16 protein-coding genes are annotated in these 18,461 nt (G+C 35.2%); 11 read left to right on the top strand and 5 right to left on the bottom strand.

Annotation, left to right across the window (positions count from 1 at the left end; genetic code table 11):
* Window positions 1-138 precede the first annotated feature (138 nt).
* On the top strand, window positions 139-810 hold the full coding sequence (locus tag EL165_RS08470) for a hypothetical protein (protein WP_002977864.1): 672 nt from the start codon (window positions 139-141) through the stop codon (window positions 808-810).
* A gap of 404 nt (window positions 811-1,214) precedes the next feature.
* On the top strand, window positions 1,215-1,853 hold the full coding sequence (locus EL165_RS08465) for a hypothetical protein (RefSeq protein ID WP_002977866.1): 639 nt from the start codon (window positions 1,215-1,217) through the stop codon (window positions 1,851-1,853).
* Window positions 1,854-2,003: 150 nt separating this feature from the next.
* Here EL165_RS08465 and EL165_RS08460 read toward each other — a convergent pair whose 3' ends face one another.
* From EL165_RS08460 to EL165_RS08445, 4 genes are all read right to left on the bottom strand, one after another.
* Window positions 2,004-2,417, bottom strand: coding sequence for a hypothetical protein (locus EL165_RS08460; protein WP_002977868.1), 414 nt, complete (start codon window positions 2,415-2,417; stop codon window positions 2,004-2,006).
* Window positions 2,418-2,623: 206 nt separating this feature from the next.
* Window positions 2,624-4,966, bottom strand: a complete 2,343-nt coding sequence (locus EL165_RS08455; protein ID WP_002977870.1) for a DEAD/DEAH box helicase — start codon at window positions 4,964-4,966, stop codon at window positions 2,624-2,626.
* A complete protein-coding gene (locus EL165_RS08450) occupies window positions 4,960-5,658 on the bottom strand; it encodes a Hachiman antiphage defense system protein HamA (protein WP_002977871.1) in 699 nt (232 codons plus the stop codon). Before EL165_RS08450 ends, EL165_RS08455 begins: the two co-directional genes overlap by 7 nt.
* Window positions 5,659-5,833: 175 nt before the next feature.
* A complete protein-coding gene (locus tag EL165_RS08445; RefSeq protein WP_002977873.1) occupies window positions 5,834-6,067 on the bottom strand; it encodes a helix-turn-helix domain-containing protein in 234 nt (77 codons plus the stop codon).
* Window positions 6,068-6,155: 88 nt separating this feature from the next.
* Between EL165_RS08445 and EL165_RS08440 the strand changes: the two genes are divergently transcribed.
* Window positions 6,156-6,698, top strand: a complete 543-nt coding sequence (locus tag EL165_RS08440; RefSeq protein ID WP_002977875.1) for a hypothetical protein — start codon at window positions 6,156-6,158, stop codon at window positions 6,696-6,698.
* Between the two features lie 1,448 nt (window positions 6,699-8,146).
* On the opposite strand, the gene EL165_RS08435 is transcribed toward EL165_RS08440, so the two are convergent.
* Window positions 8,147-9,364 (bottom strand): hypothetical protein, encoded by a 1,218-nt coding sequence (locus tag EL165_RS08435; protein WP_002977879.1) that lies wholly within the window; start codon window positions 9,362-9,364, stop codon window positions 8,147-8,149.
* A 476-nt stretch (window positions 9,365-9,840) separates the two neighbouring features.
* On the opposite strand from EL165_RS08435, the gene EL165_RS08430 reads away from it, so the two are divergent.
* From EL165_RS08430 to EL165_RS08400, 8 genes are all read left to right on the top strand, one after another.
* Window positions 9,841-12,339 (top strand): PIG-L family deacetylase, encoded by a 2,499-nt coding sequence (locus EL165_RS08430; RefSeq protein ID WP_002977881.1) that lies wholly within the window; start codon window positions 9,841-9,843, stop codon window positions 12,337-12,339.
* 100 nt (window positions 12,340-12,439) lie between these two features.
* Entirely contained in the window at window positions 12,440-14,131 is a 1,692-nt protein-coding gene (locus tag EL165_RS08425) for a sodium:solute symporter family protein (protein WP_002977882.1), read from the top strand.
* Window positions 14,132-14,166: 35 nt separating this feature from the next.
* On the top strand, window positions 14,167-14,685 hold the full coding sequence (locus EL165_RS08420) for a DUF2911 domain-containing protein (protein WP_002977885.1): 519 nt from the start codon (window positions 14,167-14,169) through the stop codon (window positions 14,683-14,685).
* A gap of 128 nt (window positions 14,686-14,813) precedes the next feature.
* Window positions 14,814-15,710 (top strand): helix-turn-helix domain-containing protein, encoded by an 897-nt coding sequence (locus EL165_RS08415; protein WP_002977887.1) that lies wholly within the window; start codon window positions 14,814-14,816, stop codon window positions 15,708-15,710.
* 102 nt (window positions 15,711-15,812) lie between these two features.
* Complete coding sequence (locus EL165_RS08410; RefSeq protein WP_002977889.1) at window positions 15,813-16,616, top strand: enoyl-CoA hydratase/isomerase family protein; 804 nt, start codon at window positions 15,813-15,815, stop codon at window positions 16,614-16,616.
* Between the two features lie 4 nt (window positions 16,617-16,620).
* Entirely contained in the window at window positions 16,621-16,914 is a 294-nt protein-coding gene (locus EL165_RS26575; RefSeq protein ID WP_002977891.1) for an alcohol dehydrogenase catalytic domain-containing protein, read from the top strand.
* Entirely contained in the window at window positions 16,871-17,194 is a 324-nt protein-coding gene (locus EL165_RS26570; protein ID WP_002977893.1) for a zinc-binding dehydrogenase, read from the top strand. The genes EL165_RS26575 and EL165_RS26570 overlap by 44 nt, the downstream gene beginning before the upstream one ends.
* Window positions 17,195-17,495: 301 nt before the next feature.
* Complete coding sequence (locus EL165_RS08400) at window positions 17,496-18,374, top strand: helix-turn-helix domain-containing protein (RefSeq protein ID WP_002977896.1); 879 nt, start codon at window positions 17,496-17,498, stop codon at window positions 18,372-18,374.
* The last annotated feature ends 87 nt before the right edge of the window (window positions 18,375-18,461 follow it).

Raw genomic sequence — 18,461 nt, 5'->3', positions numbered from 1 at the left:
CGCTAACATTACCTGTGACTTTGACTATATTTTTTTCTATATTTAGAAAGAAGTATATGAGTGGACTCATATCAGGAAATGACTTGTTTTTGTATTTTGTACACTGGTATTCCTGTCTATATAATTTAAAAGAAAACAATGCCGATAAACCCAATACCTCCGGACGGAGGCCTGTTATATAAAGAAACAGATATGACTCAGTTTTTCCCTGAGCCGTTGAATGCAATTACTGCTGTATTATTTTTAGCCATAGCCATTTTCTGGACCGTTCAATTGAAAGGACGTTTTAAAGAATATCCTTTTTTAACCTACTGCCTGGTTTTATTATATATTGGAGCCATAGGAGGAACGGTTTACCATTCATTCAGGCAATGGCCGGTTTTTATTATGATGGATTGGCTGCCCATTATGCTACTCTGCCTGTCTGCCGGATTTTATTTTATAGCGCAAAGTACCAGATGGTACTTTGCTGCTGTAATGGTTCTGGGATATGCAGTACTGATGTTCGCTTTAAGGAACTGGATTCTGGCAGATAACCCTTCTCTTTTTATCAATGTCAATTATGCCATCATGGCGTCGTTTGTAGTTTTCTCGGTAATAAGGTATCTGATGTATACCCAATGGAAAGCCGGCAAATGGGTAGGCTTTGCTGTATTGTCATTTGTTTTTGCACTAACCTTCCGTATCGCTGATAAATGGGAATGGGTCAGTTTCGGAACCCACTTTCTATGGCATACTTTCGGGGCTATAGCGACGTTTTGTATGTTTAATTATATTTATCTTACCCGGGATATCATTAGGAAGGCGTAATTTGTTAGATCTTTCATCAGATCCTGACTGGAATTCTTTTTTAATGCAAAGTTCATTGATCATTTCGTTGTAGTGACCTAAGTGCTTTGACTTCGTCGCTCACGAAGCGGTGTGCTTATCCATGCGTGTCGAGGCATCAGCAAAGTTCATTCTGCATTTTTGCGATCTTAAAAATCATCAGTTTCAAAAGTAAAAGTCTCCGTCAAATCTCATCAGTACTTTATCTTTTTATTCACTGAATTACTTAAAATTAGGGATTTCCTATCCTCATTTTTATTTGTAAGTTAGTGCCGCAAAAATAGTACAGGATAAAATATACAGAACGATTCTGATGAAGAAGGATTCGTATTGTTTATCGTTCAATGTTTTAAAAAAATTATACACCCAAAAACTAATTTATTAAAATGAAGAAGACACTGATTATTCTATCAATAGGCGCTTTGCTTGCTGCCTGCAACAAAAAGGCTGAACAGAAAACAGAGGCAGCTAAGGATACTGTCGCCATAGGAAATACTGCAGCCACAGAAAAATCTGCGGGAGAAACTACTCAGTTTGACATCAACGCTGTGCCGGTTTCCACCGCTGAGGTAGGAGATTTTCCCTTTTTCGGTTTTCCCAAAGGCCTGGACTTTCAAAACAAACCGGTACAAAGAAGCTTTGACAGGCTGTATTTTCCACTTAACGGCGTAATGACGCCCATAGAAGGAAAAGTATGGAAAACATATGTAGTCAATGGGAAAGGTAATACGGAAGAATGGTCATTGCCGTATTTTTTGAAAAGTTATGATGAGGCTATTACAAAAGTTGGCGGTGTAAAAATATTTGATGGTAAAGTTTCCCAGCCAGAGCTTGACAGAATAAAAGAAGAGGCCAAATACTTTGGCGAGGAAGGTTCTATAGATTATTGGAATGAACCCGTAAAAGTGTATGTCATTAGAAGGACAAATGGCGATGATATTTATATTCAGCTTTATGGAAATACCTCTACTGGAGCCATACAGATTCTACAGAAAGCTCCGGTTGAGCAAGGTACAAAACCGTAGAATGAAGATGGTGAAAATATAAGGTAAATCTTGTGACAATACAGACTTGCAGTTTGTTTTGCTTAAAAATCCTAACGAAAGCTGTTTTTTTTTTTTTTTTTTGGTAGTTGCGTAAGTTATTGTAATTTAAATAGTTGTTATTTTACTTTGTTATTCAATATAAGTAACATATCCAATAACATCGAAGCTTAGATTGTAAGTATGCTTAAAATAACCATTTGAATCGTGCAAAAAAATTTGCTTCATAATATCAGACTGTTTATTTAATTCTACTTCTGGAGTTTGAGTTAAATGGATTTGATATATTGGTGTTATAATATCTTCATTATAAAAATTTTCAGCTTCTTCATTAGATGAGTCAAGACACTCTTTATTAGCTTCAGGAAAATTATCTAAATTTTGTAAAGTATAATGAATAAATAAATCAGCCTGTTCTTTTGAAAAGCATATTATTTGATAATCATCATATTTATTTTCGATTACAAACCATGTTACATGATATATATCTTTTTGTATAAAAGAATTATATGCAAAATTTGTGAATTTAGTTAAAATTTTTTTCATTTTTTTTTTTTTTTTTTTTATCACAATAATAACAAAATGTACAATATCAGAAATGAAAAAATTATTTACTTATTACATTAAAAATATGTAAAATTACTATATGTGAAGTGTTTTTACTTTGAGCTATGAAACTAAAAATATTTGTAAACATACTTAGAAAATTTCAGAGAGTAAGGTATAAAAGCTTGATTTTTAATGTTTGTAATTTATAGATACCTTGCAACCATTTTAAAATTATCAGGATTTTCAATAAATTCAGTTATCGTACTTTTAAAGATGATTTCTGTTTCATCTATTTTTTCAACATACTTTATAACTTCTTCAATCTCATCAAAACTAAATCCATATTTAATTAGCCAAATTTCGGTTTCATTATTTGTTCCATATTTCAGATAGTTACTTAATATTTTAGCTCTAATATCTTTTGTTTTTTGATAATAAAGAAGGAAAGCACTAGAAACTGGATCTTTTATAGATAGTGATAGTACCTTATCTATATAGTCATAAGTATCATAGATTACCTTGTCAAAATCAATATCAAGAACATTTGTATTTCGAGAGAATAGGGGAACAGGTTGTTTAAATGATTTATTAGGAAGGGATTCTGCAATACACGAGAATCTAACTTTTTTCTCTGATAATAATAATTTAAATTCTTTTGTGTTAATCTCTTTTGCCAGTAGCTGACGTCTAAGTTTTCTTCTATAATCTTTTTCAGATAAGAAAGCATATCTCAATGAAACAATTTCAGCAAATGATTTACCTTGAATTTGCCAAAGCAAAATTGGTATTGAAGTACTTAATACATTTTTCTCTCCTTTAGATAATTCTGTACGCCTAAGGTGAGCTTTGTAAATATTTTCAAATGATAATTTTATTTTTTTTCTTTTACTATTTTCTAATCTATAATATTCTTTTACAGTTAGTGGTTCTAGTTGCTTATTTAAAAAATTTTCTAAAATAAATAATATTTCAGAATCAAGATTAGCATTGATTATTCTTGTTATTTGACTTTCAGGTAATTGTAAGTCAATATTAAATGTGTCATTTTTAATTGCTTCTACAATGTCAATAAAATCTTCATTATTTGGATCTGTTTTATTATCTAAATTTGAAGTAATAGATAATGATGATTCTTTATTTAATCTTTCAATAAAGAGTTTTTTATTCTTCTTCTCAATTATAACATATCCGTAATCGAAGTAATTATTTTCAATGGTTGTTCTCCCAGCTCGACCAATTAGATTTTTAAGATTTAGTGTTTTTTGATCTTCATCACCTGTAAATGAAAAGTTATTAATCCATACAATATCAAAGGGCATATTTATTCCTTGGATTAATGTTGATGTAGAAAAACAAATTTTTGCATGGTGTCCATTTACAAATTCTTCTATTATTAAACGAGCTTTAAGAGGTATTGAACCATGATGAATAACAATCCCTTTTTTCATTAAATAAATTAGTATTGAATTTTTTTCTCGATCACCTTTTGTCCCTAAAAATTCCTCAAGTTTATTAATGTAAAATAAACTATTTTCATTTGTTAGTTCAGGGCATAGTTCGATGTAATCTGCGAATGATGTTAAAAAGCTTCCATCATATATTTTCGATTTCGATATATATATCAAAACTGTTCCTTTGTTTAGGATAACATCTTTAACTATATTGTTCTCTATAGTTTTTCCATTTATTTTGTCTTCAAAAGGAGAAAAGTATTTAAAGTTATTTTTAAAGTGTTCAATATAAATTTTCCCTACTGTCTTCTGATTATATGTCTCAGAATCTATATTGTTTGTAATATTATGCTTTCTAAATTGAGCATCTGGGTTTAAAACGAAAGGGTGCGTGAAAACTTTTTTAATATTTTTTAATTTTTTATCAATCCTTCTAACTAAAGAGTCAAATTTCATTCCTCTAATTCCTTCTTCTGAAATTTGAGCTTCGTCTAATAATATAAGTTCTAAATTTAGTTTATCAATGTTTCTAAAAATTTCCTCACCTCTTTCTGGTGTAATAATGTATATTCTTTTTTTTGTACGTTTTGTATTAACAATTTCAATGAACTGTAAAACTAAAGTTTCATTTGAAACTAAATTTTTCACTTTTATTAAATATTCTGAAAGTAATGCTCTAGATGGTAAAACTATTATAATATCACCTTGTGCTTCCTTGATTAACTCTTGGAAAAGAAAAGATTTACCAGCACTTGTTGGTGCTGAAAAAGAAAAATTTGTATATTTTTTAATTGAATTATATGCGTCTGCTTGAACAGGAGTGAAATTATGTCCAGTTTCTTCAATTATTGATTTTGCATAGATATCATAAATAACTTCAAGAAAAGTATCTGGGTTATCTGTTTTATAAAATAGCCCCATCAGGAACATTAACTTTCCTTCATACTTTTTAAACTCTTCTTCGTTATTTTTTTTTAAATATGATAAGGTTTCAAGATGGCTATTATTTACTGGACCGTTTTTGTGAAAGTCAAAAAGAATTTCTTTTATTAATTCTTTACTAATTCCGTTTTGAAAGAGGATTTCGCCTAACATAGTTCTACAGCTATTAAATACAATTCTTTATTTTGAATAATCTTTTTAATTGGTGAGGATTCAAGAGCATTATTTAAGATTTTAATAATACTATTACCATTAAATGAAAAAGCAGCGGCATACCCTTTTTCATCATTGATTATATTTGTTTTTGTTTGTTCATCTAAAAATGGCTGTAGCCAAAATAATTCTCCATTATCTTTATCACCAATAAACTTTTCTATTTGTTCAAGTGCGTCAGATCGAGGTGTAGAATCAATGCTGAATTTAGCTTCTCCAAAAATCAAATAATTAGTTGAACTAATACTATGAAAATCAAATCCTGGATTTCCTGAAATTTTTTCCTTTAAAAGTTCTGCAAGTGGTATCTTTTTATGAGAAAAGTTTATTTCTAATGAATGTTGTGCCGAATATGAAACAATGTATTCTCCAATATCTGTATTTATATTGGAATCTACCTTTGCAATTATATCATTTACAATCTTATTAATAGTTTTTTCAGCATTTGCTTTAAAAACTTTTTTGGAAAGTTCGTCTAAATCATTAATCCAACTTGTATCGGATATGTCTGCTTCAATTTCCTTAATAATGGGTTTGATATCATTAATTTTTACGTGAAGACAATGGATATTACAGCTTGAATCACTAGGTAGTTTTTCAAGAGTTTTATTATCAATATGGTCAATGGTCATAGTAATTAGTTTTTCATCATTTATAGATAATCCACAAATCTATAAAACTTTTGTTAACACAGTTTATGGTTTTCCGTAAACAGTAAAAATAAAAAGTACTTCCAAATTTTAATTCAGTATTTCTACGGAATCTCTCCGAAATCTTATCACAAAAAAACCCCAACTTTCGTCAGGATTATTCATTTATAAGTTTAAAGAAATCAGATAAACTAATTTTTCTTGCTTCACATATTTTAAAAAGTGTTTCAACGGGTATTCTGTATGTTTCTTCACTTTTAATTTTTCTAATGGTACTTTCTTCCACACCATGATTTTTGGCAAAAGAATTTTGTGACTTGCCTTCCTGAAGCCAAGGTATCAACCATTTCTTTGTAATGTATGAACAAATTTTTTCGTTTATATCTGTCATGGAACAAATGAAATAATTAAATAATAAAAAATTACGGTCGATCGACCGTAATTAAATTTCTTTTCTTACATTTATAAAAAATACAAACATGAAAAAAAGTAGAACAAACTTCGATCCCCGGTTTCGGGCAGAAAAGAAGAACTCCGGGTTGCAGCTGATAGAAACTTTCTTTCAGTTCAATGAGCTGGATGTTTCCAAAGAAAGGCTCAGCAACATTACGAATTATGCGGTAAAGCGAAACAGCTGGATCCATGAAGATCCGGCGGTGATCTTCCAGTTTCATCAGTCGATGAGGTCATTGATCCGGGCAGGATATCTCATGCTGAAGGACAGAAAATGGACGGTTGATACACGGCCGGAAAAGGTTTCCCCGTGGGTTCTTGGCCTGCTTTCAGAAAAGGAATACCGGAATCCTCTGCTGGTTTTTAAGAATGCTTTCAGCGCATACACCCTCAAAGAATTTGATTACTTTATGTCCGGAATTGTCTATTTCTCAATGGGAGTCTATGAAAATCTGCCGGAAAGAAATATCGTAATGCCTTACATCCACACGGTGAAAATGCTGGATGCGGCGCACCTTATTCTTCAGAGAAAGAAGGAAAAAAAGAGGGCTGACACTATTTCAGAATAGGGGACAAGTGCAAAACATAGGAAATGACATATTACCTATAGCATTTAAACCATTAAGGAAAATGAAGAGGATAAGATAAGTTAAGATTCATCTTTGATGAATGAAGAAGACCGTTTTATCAATAGCTTTAGCTATATTCTTAACGGCTTAAAAAATCTTAATGGTTCAAAGAATTATAAGAAGAAATTAAACTTCGCCCTTTTAAATAAAACGAAGTTAATAATAGAAACTTTGCGTTCATCTTTTTAATCAGGAATAATTTAAAATACAAATTGATGATATTTTTTTTCAGACGCAAAGATTTCATTTTTTAACTGTTGATTCTAAGGGAGAAAAGAAAAGAATCAACGAAGTTGATTCGCTGAAGCTTATGGATAAGCATGCCGCTTCATCAGCGACAAAGTCGCATTGCTTTGCCCACTTAAAATAAAAAGGAATTATAAATAGAAACTTTGCGTTCATCTTTTAAATCAGGAATAATTTAAAATACAAACTGATGATATTTTTTTCAGACGCAAAGATTTCATTTTTTAATTGTTGATTCTAAGGGAGAAAAGAAAAGAATCAACTTCGTTGATTCGCTGAAGCATATGGATAAGCATGCCGCTTCATCAGCGACAAAGTCGCATTGCTTTGCCCACTTAAAATAAAACGGAATTATCAACAGAAACTTTGCGTTCATCTTTTAAATCAGGAATAATTTAACATGCAAATTGATGATATTTTTTTCAGACGCAAAGATTTCATTTTTTAACTGTTGATTGTAAGGGAGCAAAGGAAAGAATCAACTTCGTTGATTCGCTGAAGCATATGGATAAGCATGCCACTTCATCAGCGACAAAGTCGCATTGCTTTGCTTACTTAAAATGAAACGGAATTATAAACAGAAACTTTGCGTTCATCTTTTAAATCAGGAATAATTTAAAATACAAACTGATGATATTTTTTTCAGTCACAAAGATTTCATTTTTTTAGCTGTTGATTGTAAGGGAGAAAAGAAAAGAATCAACTTCGTTGATTCGTTGAAGCTTATGGATAAGCATGCCGCTTCATCAGCGACAAAGTCGCATTGCTTTGCCTGCTTAAATAAAACGGAATTATAAATAGAAACTTTGCGTTCATCTTTTTAATCAGGAATAATTTAACATACAAACTGATGATATTTTTTCAGACGCAAAGATTTCATTTTTTAACTGTTGATTGTAAGGGAGAAAAGAAAAAAATCAACTTCGTTGATTCGTTGAAGCTTATGGATAAGCATGCCGCTTCATCAGCGACAAAGTTGCATTGCTTTGCCCACTTAAAATAAAACGGAATTATAAACAGAAACTTTGCGTTACACTTTTTATCAAAAATGATTTATAGATTCCTGAAATACAACGCAAAGTTTCTATTTAAAAGCCTGTCTCAAAACCCAGGTTTTTTCACTGTTGAGACAGGCTTTTATATTATTGAGCTTTTACCTGCTCTATTTTTATGTATACTTTGGAAAGGTTGGGCTGGGCACTGCCTGAAGTAGGAGCTCCTACCATAATGGTTGCGGTATAAGCCGTTTTTGAAGAAGGGTTGCTGTCTATCCAGGTGTATCTTCTGTGCTCAGGTCCGCCTCCAGATCCGTCTATAATCCCTACATTCCCCCAGTAGGCACTTCCTATTGCTCCTGTACCCTGAGGAACCCAGGAAGTTGATGAATCTGCCATACCACCCCATACTCCTGAAGTAATATTATTTGTGGTTACTGCTGAACCAATATAACCGCCATATTCGGTGTTATAATTCCAGTACAGATTAACGGTGGATCCTGTATTATTATACAGTTGTACATTAGGAATAGCAGCGGTTGTACCACTGGTGGTATCAAATATTACCCTGATGGAATACTTACCGTCCGGGGTTGCAAGAGGTAAGGTATACGCTTGTTTACCGTTGGCATCGGTGGTAAGGGTAGGATATCCCATTACAGCAACAGGTGTAATGTCTGCACGGCTGCTGTTTCCCACTGTAGCGGTACAGTTTTGCGCTGCTGTTAGGAAAGAAACCGTACTGTTGGTCATAGGAATAGTCATGTCATTAGCAGTAGTAGGAGTTCCGCTTACTGAGAATACCAGTTCTCCATCACCAAACTCTAAAGTTCCGGGTCTTAGCTGGAAAGTCAGTCCGTTGATGGTAAAAGGAGTTCCTGAATTGTATGCACCACCGTTTCCTCCGTTATAAGTAACCCTCAGGTTTCCGGTGAAAGGAGTACCGGGACTATAGGTAGAAGGACTTAAATAAGCTGTAGTACATTGTAATGCAGAAATTGCCGGAGCGACAGCATTGGTGGCCTGTGTAAGTCTTTGCCATACGGTTCCGTCAAAATAATAATAGCCCATCGCAGTAATATTGACACGCTGTCCTGCGGTATCTCCGCCGGTGATGTCTGTAATATAAATTAATGCTCCGGTCTGATTGCTTCCATACGTAGCAGTATTGGCTGTAAGCTCAGCTCTGGTAAGCCTTGGCGCCTGTAATCCGAATGTTTGTGTGTTATTCGTAATCACTCCTGAAGTATCCCTTGTAGCAGATACATCCAATGTTGTTTTGGGCGAGGTTGTATTAATACCTACTTGTGCAAATGAAAGCCCTGAAACGAGAATAGCAGTTAGCTGTGTAAATTTTGTTTTCATATAAAGGTGTTATTGGGTTAAGTCAAATATAACTTTTTTTTATGAAAAATAAAAAAAAACGCCCTTGTAATTGATAAAAATTAACTAATTATTCATATTATGTTTCATTGTTGTAGGCATTTCTTGCCTAAAGATTTTATCTTTTTAATATTTTCATTGTAAGAGAGCAAAGGAGTAAATTAACCTCATTGTTTAGCTGAAGTTACAGATATTTAAGTTATTGACCTTATATGCTTTACATATTAGAAGTATTCTTAAATTTCGTTGAAAAACAAAGATGTTCATCTTATGTGAACTTTCGCGCGGCAGTTACTCCTGCTTTCTAAAGTGTATAAAGTATTTAAAAAAATAAAATTCTTGTGACCTTTGTGATTTAATGAAAAATTTAAACCGTTTTTTGTGAAATTCACAGTCTGGTTCTTTTAATTTTGAAAGAAAGATGATTTACTTATATTTGTTCCGCAAAGTAAAACTAAATGTTCAAAAAAGTAAGCACTGTATTTATCCTTGGATTTTATACGGTTTTTTGTTCTGCCCAGCAGATCCGGCCTTTAAAATCATCTGAAATTTACCGCGACCTCAAAACCCTTAAACATCTTCCCAAAGTCTTATACCTTGCGGCACATCCTGATGATGAAAATACAGGATTGCTCTCCTGGTTAATCAACGATCAGAATGTTGAAACAGGCTATCTGTCTTTAACCAGAGGAGATGGCGGACAGAATTTATTGGGCACAGAGCAGGGGGCAGCCTTGGGGTTAATCAGAACACATGAGCTTTTGGAAGCAAGAAAATTAGATGGTGCTCAGCAGTTTTTTACCCGTGCAATTGATTTCGGATTTTCCAAAAATACAACGGATACTTTTAAACAATGGAATGCAGACAGTATTACGGCAGATGTAGTCTGGGTAATCCGTCAATTCCGTCCGGATGTTATTATTTGCCGTTTTCCTCCTACTGCGGCGGCGGGTCACGGACAGCATGCGGCTTCGGCGGTGGTGGCAGAAAAAGCTTTTAAGCTGGCAGGCGATAAAAACGCTTTCCCGGATCAGCTGAAATATGTGAATGTATGGCAGCCAAAACGTGTATTGTGGAATACCTTCCGCTTTGGCGGAGTCAATACAACTGCTGAAAATCAATTGAAGGTTACCGTTGGGCAATATGATGCGCAACTGGGAATGGGATATGGTGAACTGGCCGGATTAAGCAGAAGCTTACATAAAAGCCAGGGTGCAGGAACGCAGTCTGTAGCCGGCATCAGAACTGAATATTTTTCACATGTTGTTGGCGAACCTGCAAAAACAACGCTTTTTGACGGAGTAACTAAAACCTGGACTTCACAGGGAAATGCTGATATTGACAAGGCACTGGATCAAATTATTACCGCTTTCAATTTTAATACTCCTGAACAGAGCCTGCCTGCGTTACTTGCTTTGCGAAAAAAGATAATGATGCTGAAGGATTCAGACCTGAAAAAAGATAAAATTAAATCTCTTGACCATATTATTTTAAGCTGTGCCGGGTTTATGGGTGAGGTAGCTACCAATCAGGCTGAAGCAGTTGCCGGGGATCATTATAATTTCCGGTTAAATCTGATTTCAAGGTCAGCAGATCCTGTCGTTTTAGAGAATGTTAAATGGTTAAATCAATCAGAAAGCTTGAACAGGCTATTATCAAAAGATTCTCTGATTACCATTCAGCATGACATTCAGATTCCTACGGATGCAGCCCTTACAGAACCTTACTGGCTGGCAAAACCACCTGCGAATGCGGCAACTTTCTCTGTTCCGGATGAAACACTGATCGGTTTACCTGAAGCAGAATCACCACTGAATGTTTTGGTTGGTTTAAAAATAGGTTCGGAAAAGTTTCAGGTTAAGCTTCCATTATCTTTCAAGAAATTAGACCCGGTACGCGGTGATGTGGTGGAAGCCTTGCGCATTGTTCCTGCTGTGGAACTGAAATTCACGCAACCGCTTTATCTTGTTAAAGAAAATGAAGATTTGCATTTGAGCTTACATCTTAAAGTTAATTCTGATAAACAGTTGGGTAAAGGTAACTTAAACCTTATGTATAACGGAGAAAAGTTAGGAGGCACCGATGTAAACTCTTTCAATGGAAAAGATTTTACCGTTGACTACGTTATCCCGAAATCTAGGCTTGCTTCAATAAACTCATCCCGTTTGCAATTGGATGCCAACTTTGTTGCAGATGGAGTAACTTATAATAAAAAGCAGGTATTAATCCAGTATCCGCATTTGCCTTCCTTACAGTATTTTGCCCCTGCAATGGTAACCGTAATGAAAGGGGATATTCAGGCAAAGATTAAAAAAGTGGGTTACATAGAAGGTGCAGGCGATTTTATTCCTGAGTTCCTGCGCATTGCAGGCGTTCAGGTAGAGGTGTTGAAAGACGGAGACTTTTATGGCAATACAGATGCATCCGGCAGCAATCAAAACAAACTGTCACAATATGACGCCATTGTGCTTGGTGTTCGTGCCAATAACACAGAGAAGAAGCTGGGCCGCTGGATGCCTTTTTTATATTCTTATGTGAAAGAAGGAGGTAATCTGGTGATGCAGTACAACACCAACCAGGATACAACCGTTGACCAATTGGGAATGTATAATTTCAGTATTGCCAATAAGCGTGTTACCGAAGAAAATGCAACGGTTACGTTTTTGAATCCAAATCATAAATTACTGAACTTCCCGAACAAAATTACTGCTGATGATTTTAAAGGCTGGGTACAGGAGCGTGGCGCCTATTTCCCTGCTCAATGGGATGCAGCGTATGAACCGCTTTTTGAAATGCATGATACAGATGAAGAGCCGCTGAAAGGTTCTACTTTATATGCCAGATACGGAAAGGGTAATTTTATCTATACACCGCTGGCGTTTTTCAGGCAGCTGCCTGCGGGAAATGTTGGTGCGGCACGTTTATTTTTTAACTTTTTATCTGCACAGAAAAACTGATGAACAGGAAACTTAAAAACTGGAATATCTGGTATATACTATTAACAGTTGTTTTAGTACTGCAGATCGCATTTTATTATTGGTTTACTAAATTCTGGGCATGAGTACTATAGACTGGACCGTTCTTATTGTTACACTTGTTGCAGTGGTGGTTTACGGCGTATTCATCGGTCGTGGCCAGAAAAGCAACGAATCTTACCTGAAAGCAGATAATAAAATGCCCTGGTACATTGTACTTATCGGAATTATGGCTACACAGGCAAGTGCCATTACATTTCTTTCGGCACCGGGCCAGGCTTATACAGACGGCATGCGTTTCGTACAGTATTACTTTGGTCTGCCTCTGGCGATGATTGTGATCTGTATTACTTTCATTCCGATTTTTCAGCGCTTAAATGTCTACACAGCTTATGAGTATCTGGAAAACCGTTTTGATAAGAAAACAAGGGTCCTCACTTCACTGCTTTTCCTTTTTTCGAGAGGTTTGTCAACAGGAATCAGCATTTATGCTCCGAGTATCATTTTATCAAGCGTCTTAAACTGGAATATTTATTTAACGAATGTTTTAACCGGAGGTATCCTGTTGATTTATACCTATGTTGGCGGAGCAAAAGCAATTGCGCATACCCAGAAATTACAGTTTCTTATTATCCTGGGAACCATGGCTTTTGCAGGATATCTGCTTATTCAGAATATGCCGGATGGAATTGGCTTTAATGATGCGCTGTATCTGGCGGGAAAATCCGGAAAGCTCAATGTCATCACCACAGAATTCGACTGGAAAGACAAATACAATATCTGGAGCGGATTGATTGGCGGGTTTTTTCTGGCACTTTCTTACTTTGGTACGGACCAGAGCCAGGTGGGAAGATATATCACTGCGAAAGATAATACCAACGCAAAAATGGGCCTGCTGCTAAACGGTTTGGTTAAAATTCCGATGCAGTTTGCTATTCTTCTGATCGGTGCTTTGCTTTTCGCTTTCTTTTCTCTGAAACCGGCTCCGATTTATTTTAATGAACGCTCTTATCAGTATTTAAAAGAAAGACAGCCTGAGCAGGCTGCGGTTTTTGAAAAAGAACATCGCGATTTACAAATAAAATTTAATGCAGAATCGAAAGAAATTCTAAAGCTGAAGGAAAATAACGCTCCTCAACTCAAACAGGCCATTCAGGATTTTAAAGATACGCAAACGAAGGTAAAAGCATTGCATGGCAGAGTAGAGGAAGCAATCAATAATTCAAACTATAATGCCGAGAAAACGGATACGAATTACATTTTCCTGTATTTCGTAAAAAATACCTTGCCTGCAGGGATGATCGGTTTACTGTTTGCCGTCATTTTCCTGGCCAGCTGGGGTTCCATTTCGGCAGCGCTGAATTCCCTTGCTGCCTGCTCATTAAAAGACGTTCATTTGATATTCAGTAAAGAAATTCCTGATGAGAAAACCGAATTAAAATACAGCCGCCTGCACACTTTAGTCTGGGGTATTTTCTCAATTGGTGTAGCGATGTTTGCTACTCAGATGGGTTCCCTTATTGAAGCGGTTAATGTATTGGGCTCCCTTTTCTACGGCCCGATATTGGGGATTTTTCTGGTCGCATTCTATTACAAAAAGATCAACGGTGCAAATGTATTTATTGCTGCCATTTTATCAGAAATTGCGGTTATTGCCGTGTATCAGTTCGATATCGTTTCCTTTCTCTGGCTTAACGTAATCGGGGCAGCAGCGGTCATTATATTTTCTGCAATTGGATTGCTGTTTTATAAGCAGAAAACAGTAAATTCGTAAACAAACAATCACAAAAACAAACAAATAAAAATATTATGAAAACGATTCTTAAATCTGCAGCTGTACTTGTTGCTACGATGACGATCTCAATGAATGCCTTTGCACAGGACACTAAAAAACCTGCCAGCCCTCCGGCTACTGCTACGGGAAAAATTAAAGATGCCACCATTACAATAAACTATAGCAGCCCTTCTGTAAAAGGACGTACCATCTGGGGTGGTTTGGAAGCTTATGATAAAGTCTGGCGAGCGGGAGCCAATGAAGCAACTACCTTCGAAACGGATAAAGATATTACCGTTCAGGGTAAAAAACTGCCTGCCGGAAAATACAGTTTTTTCTTAATCCCTAAACAAAGCGGAACCTGGACAGCAATTTTTAACAAAGAGCCAAAACAATGGGGAGCTTATAAATACGAACAGGCTAAAGATGCTTTACGCGTTGATGTAAAAACAAAAGCTTTACCGGCAACACAGGAAACTTTAGTTTATAAAATAAACAGTAATGGATTCACAATGGATTGGGACAAAATCTCAGTTCCTGTAGAGATCAAATAAATTGATATTTAAGAAATTAAAATCCCGGTTAGTCCGGGATTTTTTTTGTTGAAAGTCTGATCATTGACAACAAAAAAAATTGAAACAGCCAAACGATTATATAAGAACAATTTCGCAATTTTGCTTCTATGAAAACTTTCAATGATTTAGACAGCTATAATAAATATCTCAATCTCACAGCTCCTCTGCATCCATTGATGGACAGCAGGGTCTGCAAGCAGGCTATCCCGAACTTTCCGCAGGTGAGCGGTGAAATTCAGGTGAATCTGTTCAAGATTTCTTTAAAGAAAAACTTTACCGGAGACATCAATTACGGAAACAATAAATATTATACCGAGAACGGATTGATGCTTTTCAGCGAGCCCGGACAGGTAGTTTCCTGGGACAGTCTTACTTTCTGGGATGGGTATGCGTTTGTTTTTCATCCTGATCTCATCAAACAAAATCCGGTTGCTGCTAAAATCCTTCAGTATAAATATTTTAGCTATGAAATCAATGATGCTTTGTTTATGACTGCGGAGGAGGAAGAGACTATAACATGGCTTTTTACAAAAATTCACATGGAATTGGCAGAAAATAAAGCTAATGCCAACACCTCTATTATTTTGTCGCTGTTAAATGTCGTGCTTTCATACGCAGATGTTTTTTATGAAAGGCAGTTTAAAGATAAAGCAACAAAAGCTGTTTCAGTTTCTTCAAAATTAAAAAGCTTACTGCAAAATCATTATAAAGATTTATCCAGACCCGTTTTAAATTTCCCTACCGTTTCGTCTGTTGCCGAAGAACTTAATATGTCTTCCAATTACCTTACGGATCTTCTCCGTGCAGAAACCGGGAAAAGTACCATCAGCTATATTCATGAATTTTTGATTGAACAAGCCGAAATTTTATTGCTCCAGACAGATATGAATATCAGCGATGTGGCTTATCAATTAGGTTTTACAAACGTTCCTTATTTTTCAAGATTTTTTAAAAAGGTTAAAGGCATTTCTCCAACCAAAATCAGAAATCAGAGAAAAGTATAAGATATTCCCCGATTTGTGTTAAAAATCCAGCATTTGTGCAATTAATTTTGAACAGACAAAAAAAATATGTCTTAAAGATTTACATCAATTAAAATTATTACTATGATTTTTACAACACAAAAAATAAGCGAAAGCTACTGGAAAGTGATTATCAATAATCCTCCGGTAAATGTATTCGACCCAGAATTTTCAGTTCAGCTGAGAATAACGATGGAAGAGTTGGAGGCTAATAAAAATCTGAAAGTTGTAGTTTTCGAAAGCGGCAACCCGGATTTCTATGTTGCCCATGCTGAATTGGTTAATATTTTTGATTTCCCGAAGGGAACAGGAGAAACAGGACTTTCTATTTCCTGGCCTGATGTTGCAAAACGTCTGGAGCAGGCAGCATTTGTAAGCATTGCTTCTATCCGAGGAAGAGCCAGAGGCTTGGGTAGTGAATTTATTCAGGCTTTCGATATGCGTTTTGCGAGCAGGGAAAAAGCTGTTTTTACCCAGCCTGAAATCGGAATCGGCTCTTTTCCCGGCGGAGGCGGGCTGGAGCGTCTTCATTTGTTAACAGGAAAAGCAAGAGCTTTGGAAATTATCTTAAGCGGTGACGATTATGATGCGGAAACAGCAGCGAATTACGGCTGGATCAACAGAGCTTTCCCTGATAATGAACTGGACACTTTCGTTGAAAATCTGGCAGATAGGATTGCATCATTTGACAAAAAAATCATTACAACGATAAAATCCATTATGAATGAAAGGGTAATCATTCCAAAAAATGAGCATATTATGGAAACCCAAACCCGTTTCTTTGCATCATTAACTGAACCGGAAGCAAGAACAAGAATCAAAAAGCTGCTGGATCAGGGATTGCAGACCTATGGAGATGTAGAGCTTAATCTTGGTAAATATTTATAGTACAATGAAAGCAATCATATTAAAATCTCCCGGAGATGTTGATCAATTGGAATATACAGAGCTTCCGATTCCTGAAACCCGTCCGGATGAAGTTTTGATAAAAGTAAAAGCAATTAGCATTAATCCAGTAGACACAAAAACCAGAAAAGGAGAAGGCATGTATGGTCTGATGAAAAAAGACCATCCACTTATTTTGGGATGGGATATTTCAGGTATTGTGGAAAAAAGTAAAAGTTCAGATTTTAAAGTTGGGGATGAAGTTTTTGGAATGCTCAATTTTCCCTGTTGGTGGAAATAATATCAATAATTCTATTGAGGTTACGAAATCAGGTGGAACTATTATAAGTATTCCTACTGGTCTGAATGAAGAGATAACTGAAAAAGCTAAATCAAAAGGTATCAATAGCTATTTTATTTTAGTAAAATCAAACGGTGAACATATGAAGGAGATTGCATCCCTTTTGGAAAATGAAACTATTAAACCACATATCTCTACAATATTTTCTTTTGACGAGATAAAAAAAGCACACCTTCAACTGGAGTCGGGCAGGACGGTTGGTAAAGTAGTTGTGGTTTAAACAAATTGTTTCTTTATATAAAAAAAATCGCGAACTGCATTTAGTTGGCGATTTTTAGTTTAGTGTGACCAGGACGAGCGTATCTTCAAATACCTTTATCGAAGATTGGGTTCGATTGAGTCAAATTAAACAAGACTTATGAAGCTCACTTTTATTGGTAATTTTCATACACTTTAAACGGCTTGCAATATAATTTAGGTATTTAAAAAAATGAAGATTGACATTCTGAAGAATAATAAAGTTATGGTAATCTACATTTTTAGTGCTTATACTTATGGTTTGATTTTCTTAACTTTGAAAAATGAAAGAAAAGGTAAAAAGAGTTGTTTCGGAGTTTAATAGTGAATTAAAACTAAAGGGTTTCCGTGCCTTCCAGATTGAGCAGGATGGCAGTGAAACCCGTGTGTACAGCAGAAAAGAATTCTATAAAATCTGCCTTACAACCGGGAAAAGTAAGATTCATTATTCCGATAAAAGTTTCGAGCAGGAAGGAACTGTGCTTTTTTTCGGAAATCCGCATATTCCATATTCCTGGGAAACGATTTCAACGACTTATAAAGGATATACCATTCTTTTTTCCGAGGAATTTTTTAAGAATTCTGAACGCTCTGAAAGTTTACAGCACTCATCTTTCTTTAAAATTGGTGGAACGCCTGTTCTGAAAATTACCGAAGAACAAAGACAATTTCTTAATACTATTTTCCAAAAGATGATTGCAGAACAGGAAAGTGATTATGTTTATAAGGATGAACTGATACGTAACTACATAAGTCTTATCATTCACGAATCTCTCAAGCTGGAACCTGCAGAGGATTTCGAACAGAATAAAAATGCGGCATCAAGACTATCATCCGTTTTTCTGGAACTGTTGGAAAGACAATTTCCCATTGAAACTACAGACCAATCTCTGCAGCTGAAATCAGCTCAGGATTTTGCGAAAAACCTGAATGTTCATGTTAATTATCTCAATCGTGCTGTTAAAGAGATTACAGGAAAATCTACAACGGCTCATATCACAGAACGCATTCTCACAGAAGCAAAAGCATTGCTGCAACACACCGACTGGAATATCTCAGAAATTGCTTTCGCTCTCGGATTCGATTATCCGACGTATTTTAATAATTTCTTTAAAAAACAAACGGGCACCAATCCAAAAGCATTTCGTTTGACAGAAGTTTGAATTTCTTAATTTTTGGTTTGATTATCATTAACTGTTATCATTCAGCTGTTTCTAATTTTGTACAAATAATTTTTAATACAAAATTCA

This window comes from Chryseobacterium gleum, assembly GCF_900636535.1.
Classification (GTDB): Bacteria; Bacteroidota; Bacteroidia; order Flavobacteriales; family Weeksellaceae; genus Chryseobacterium; species Chryseobacterium gleum.
This window is presented reverse-complemented; position numbering and strand designations above follow the sequence as displayed.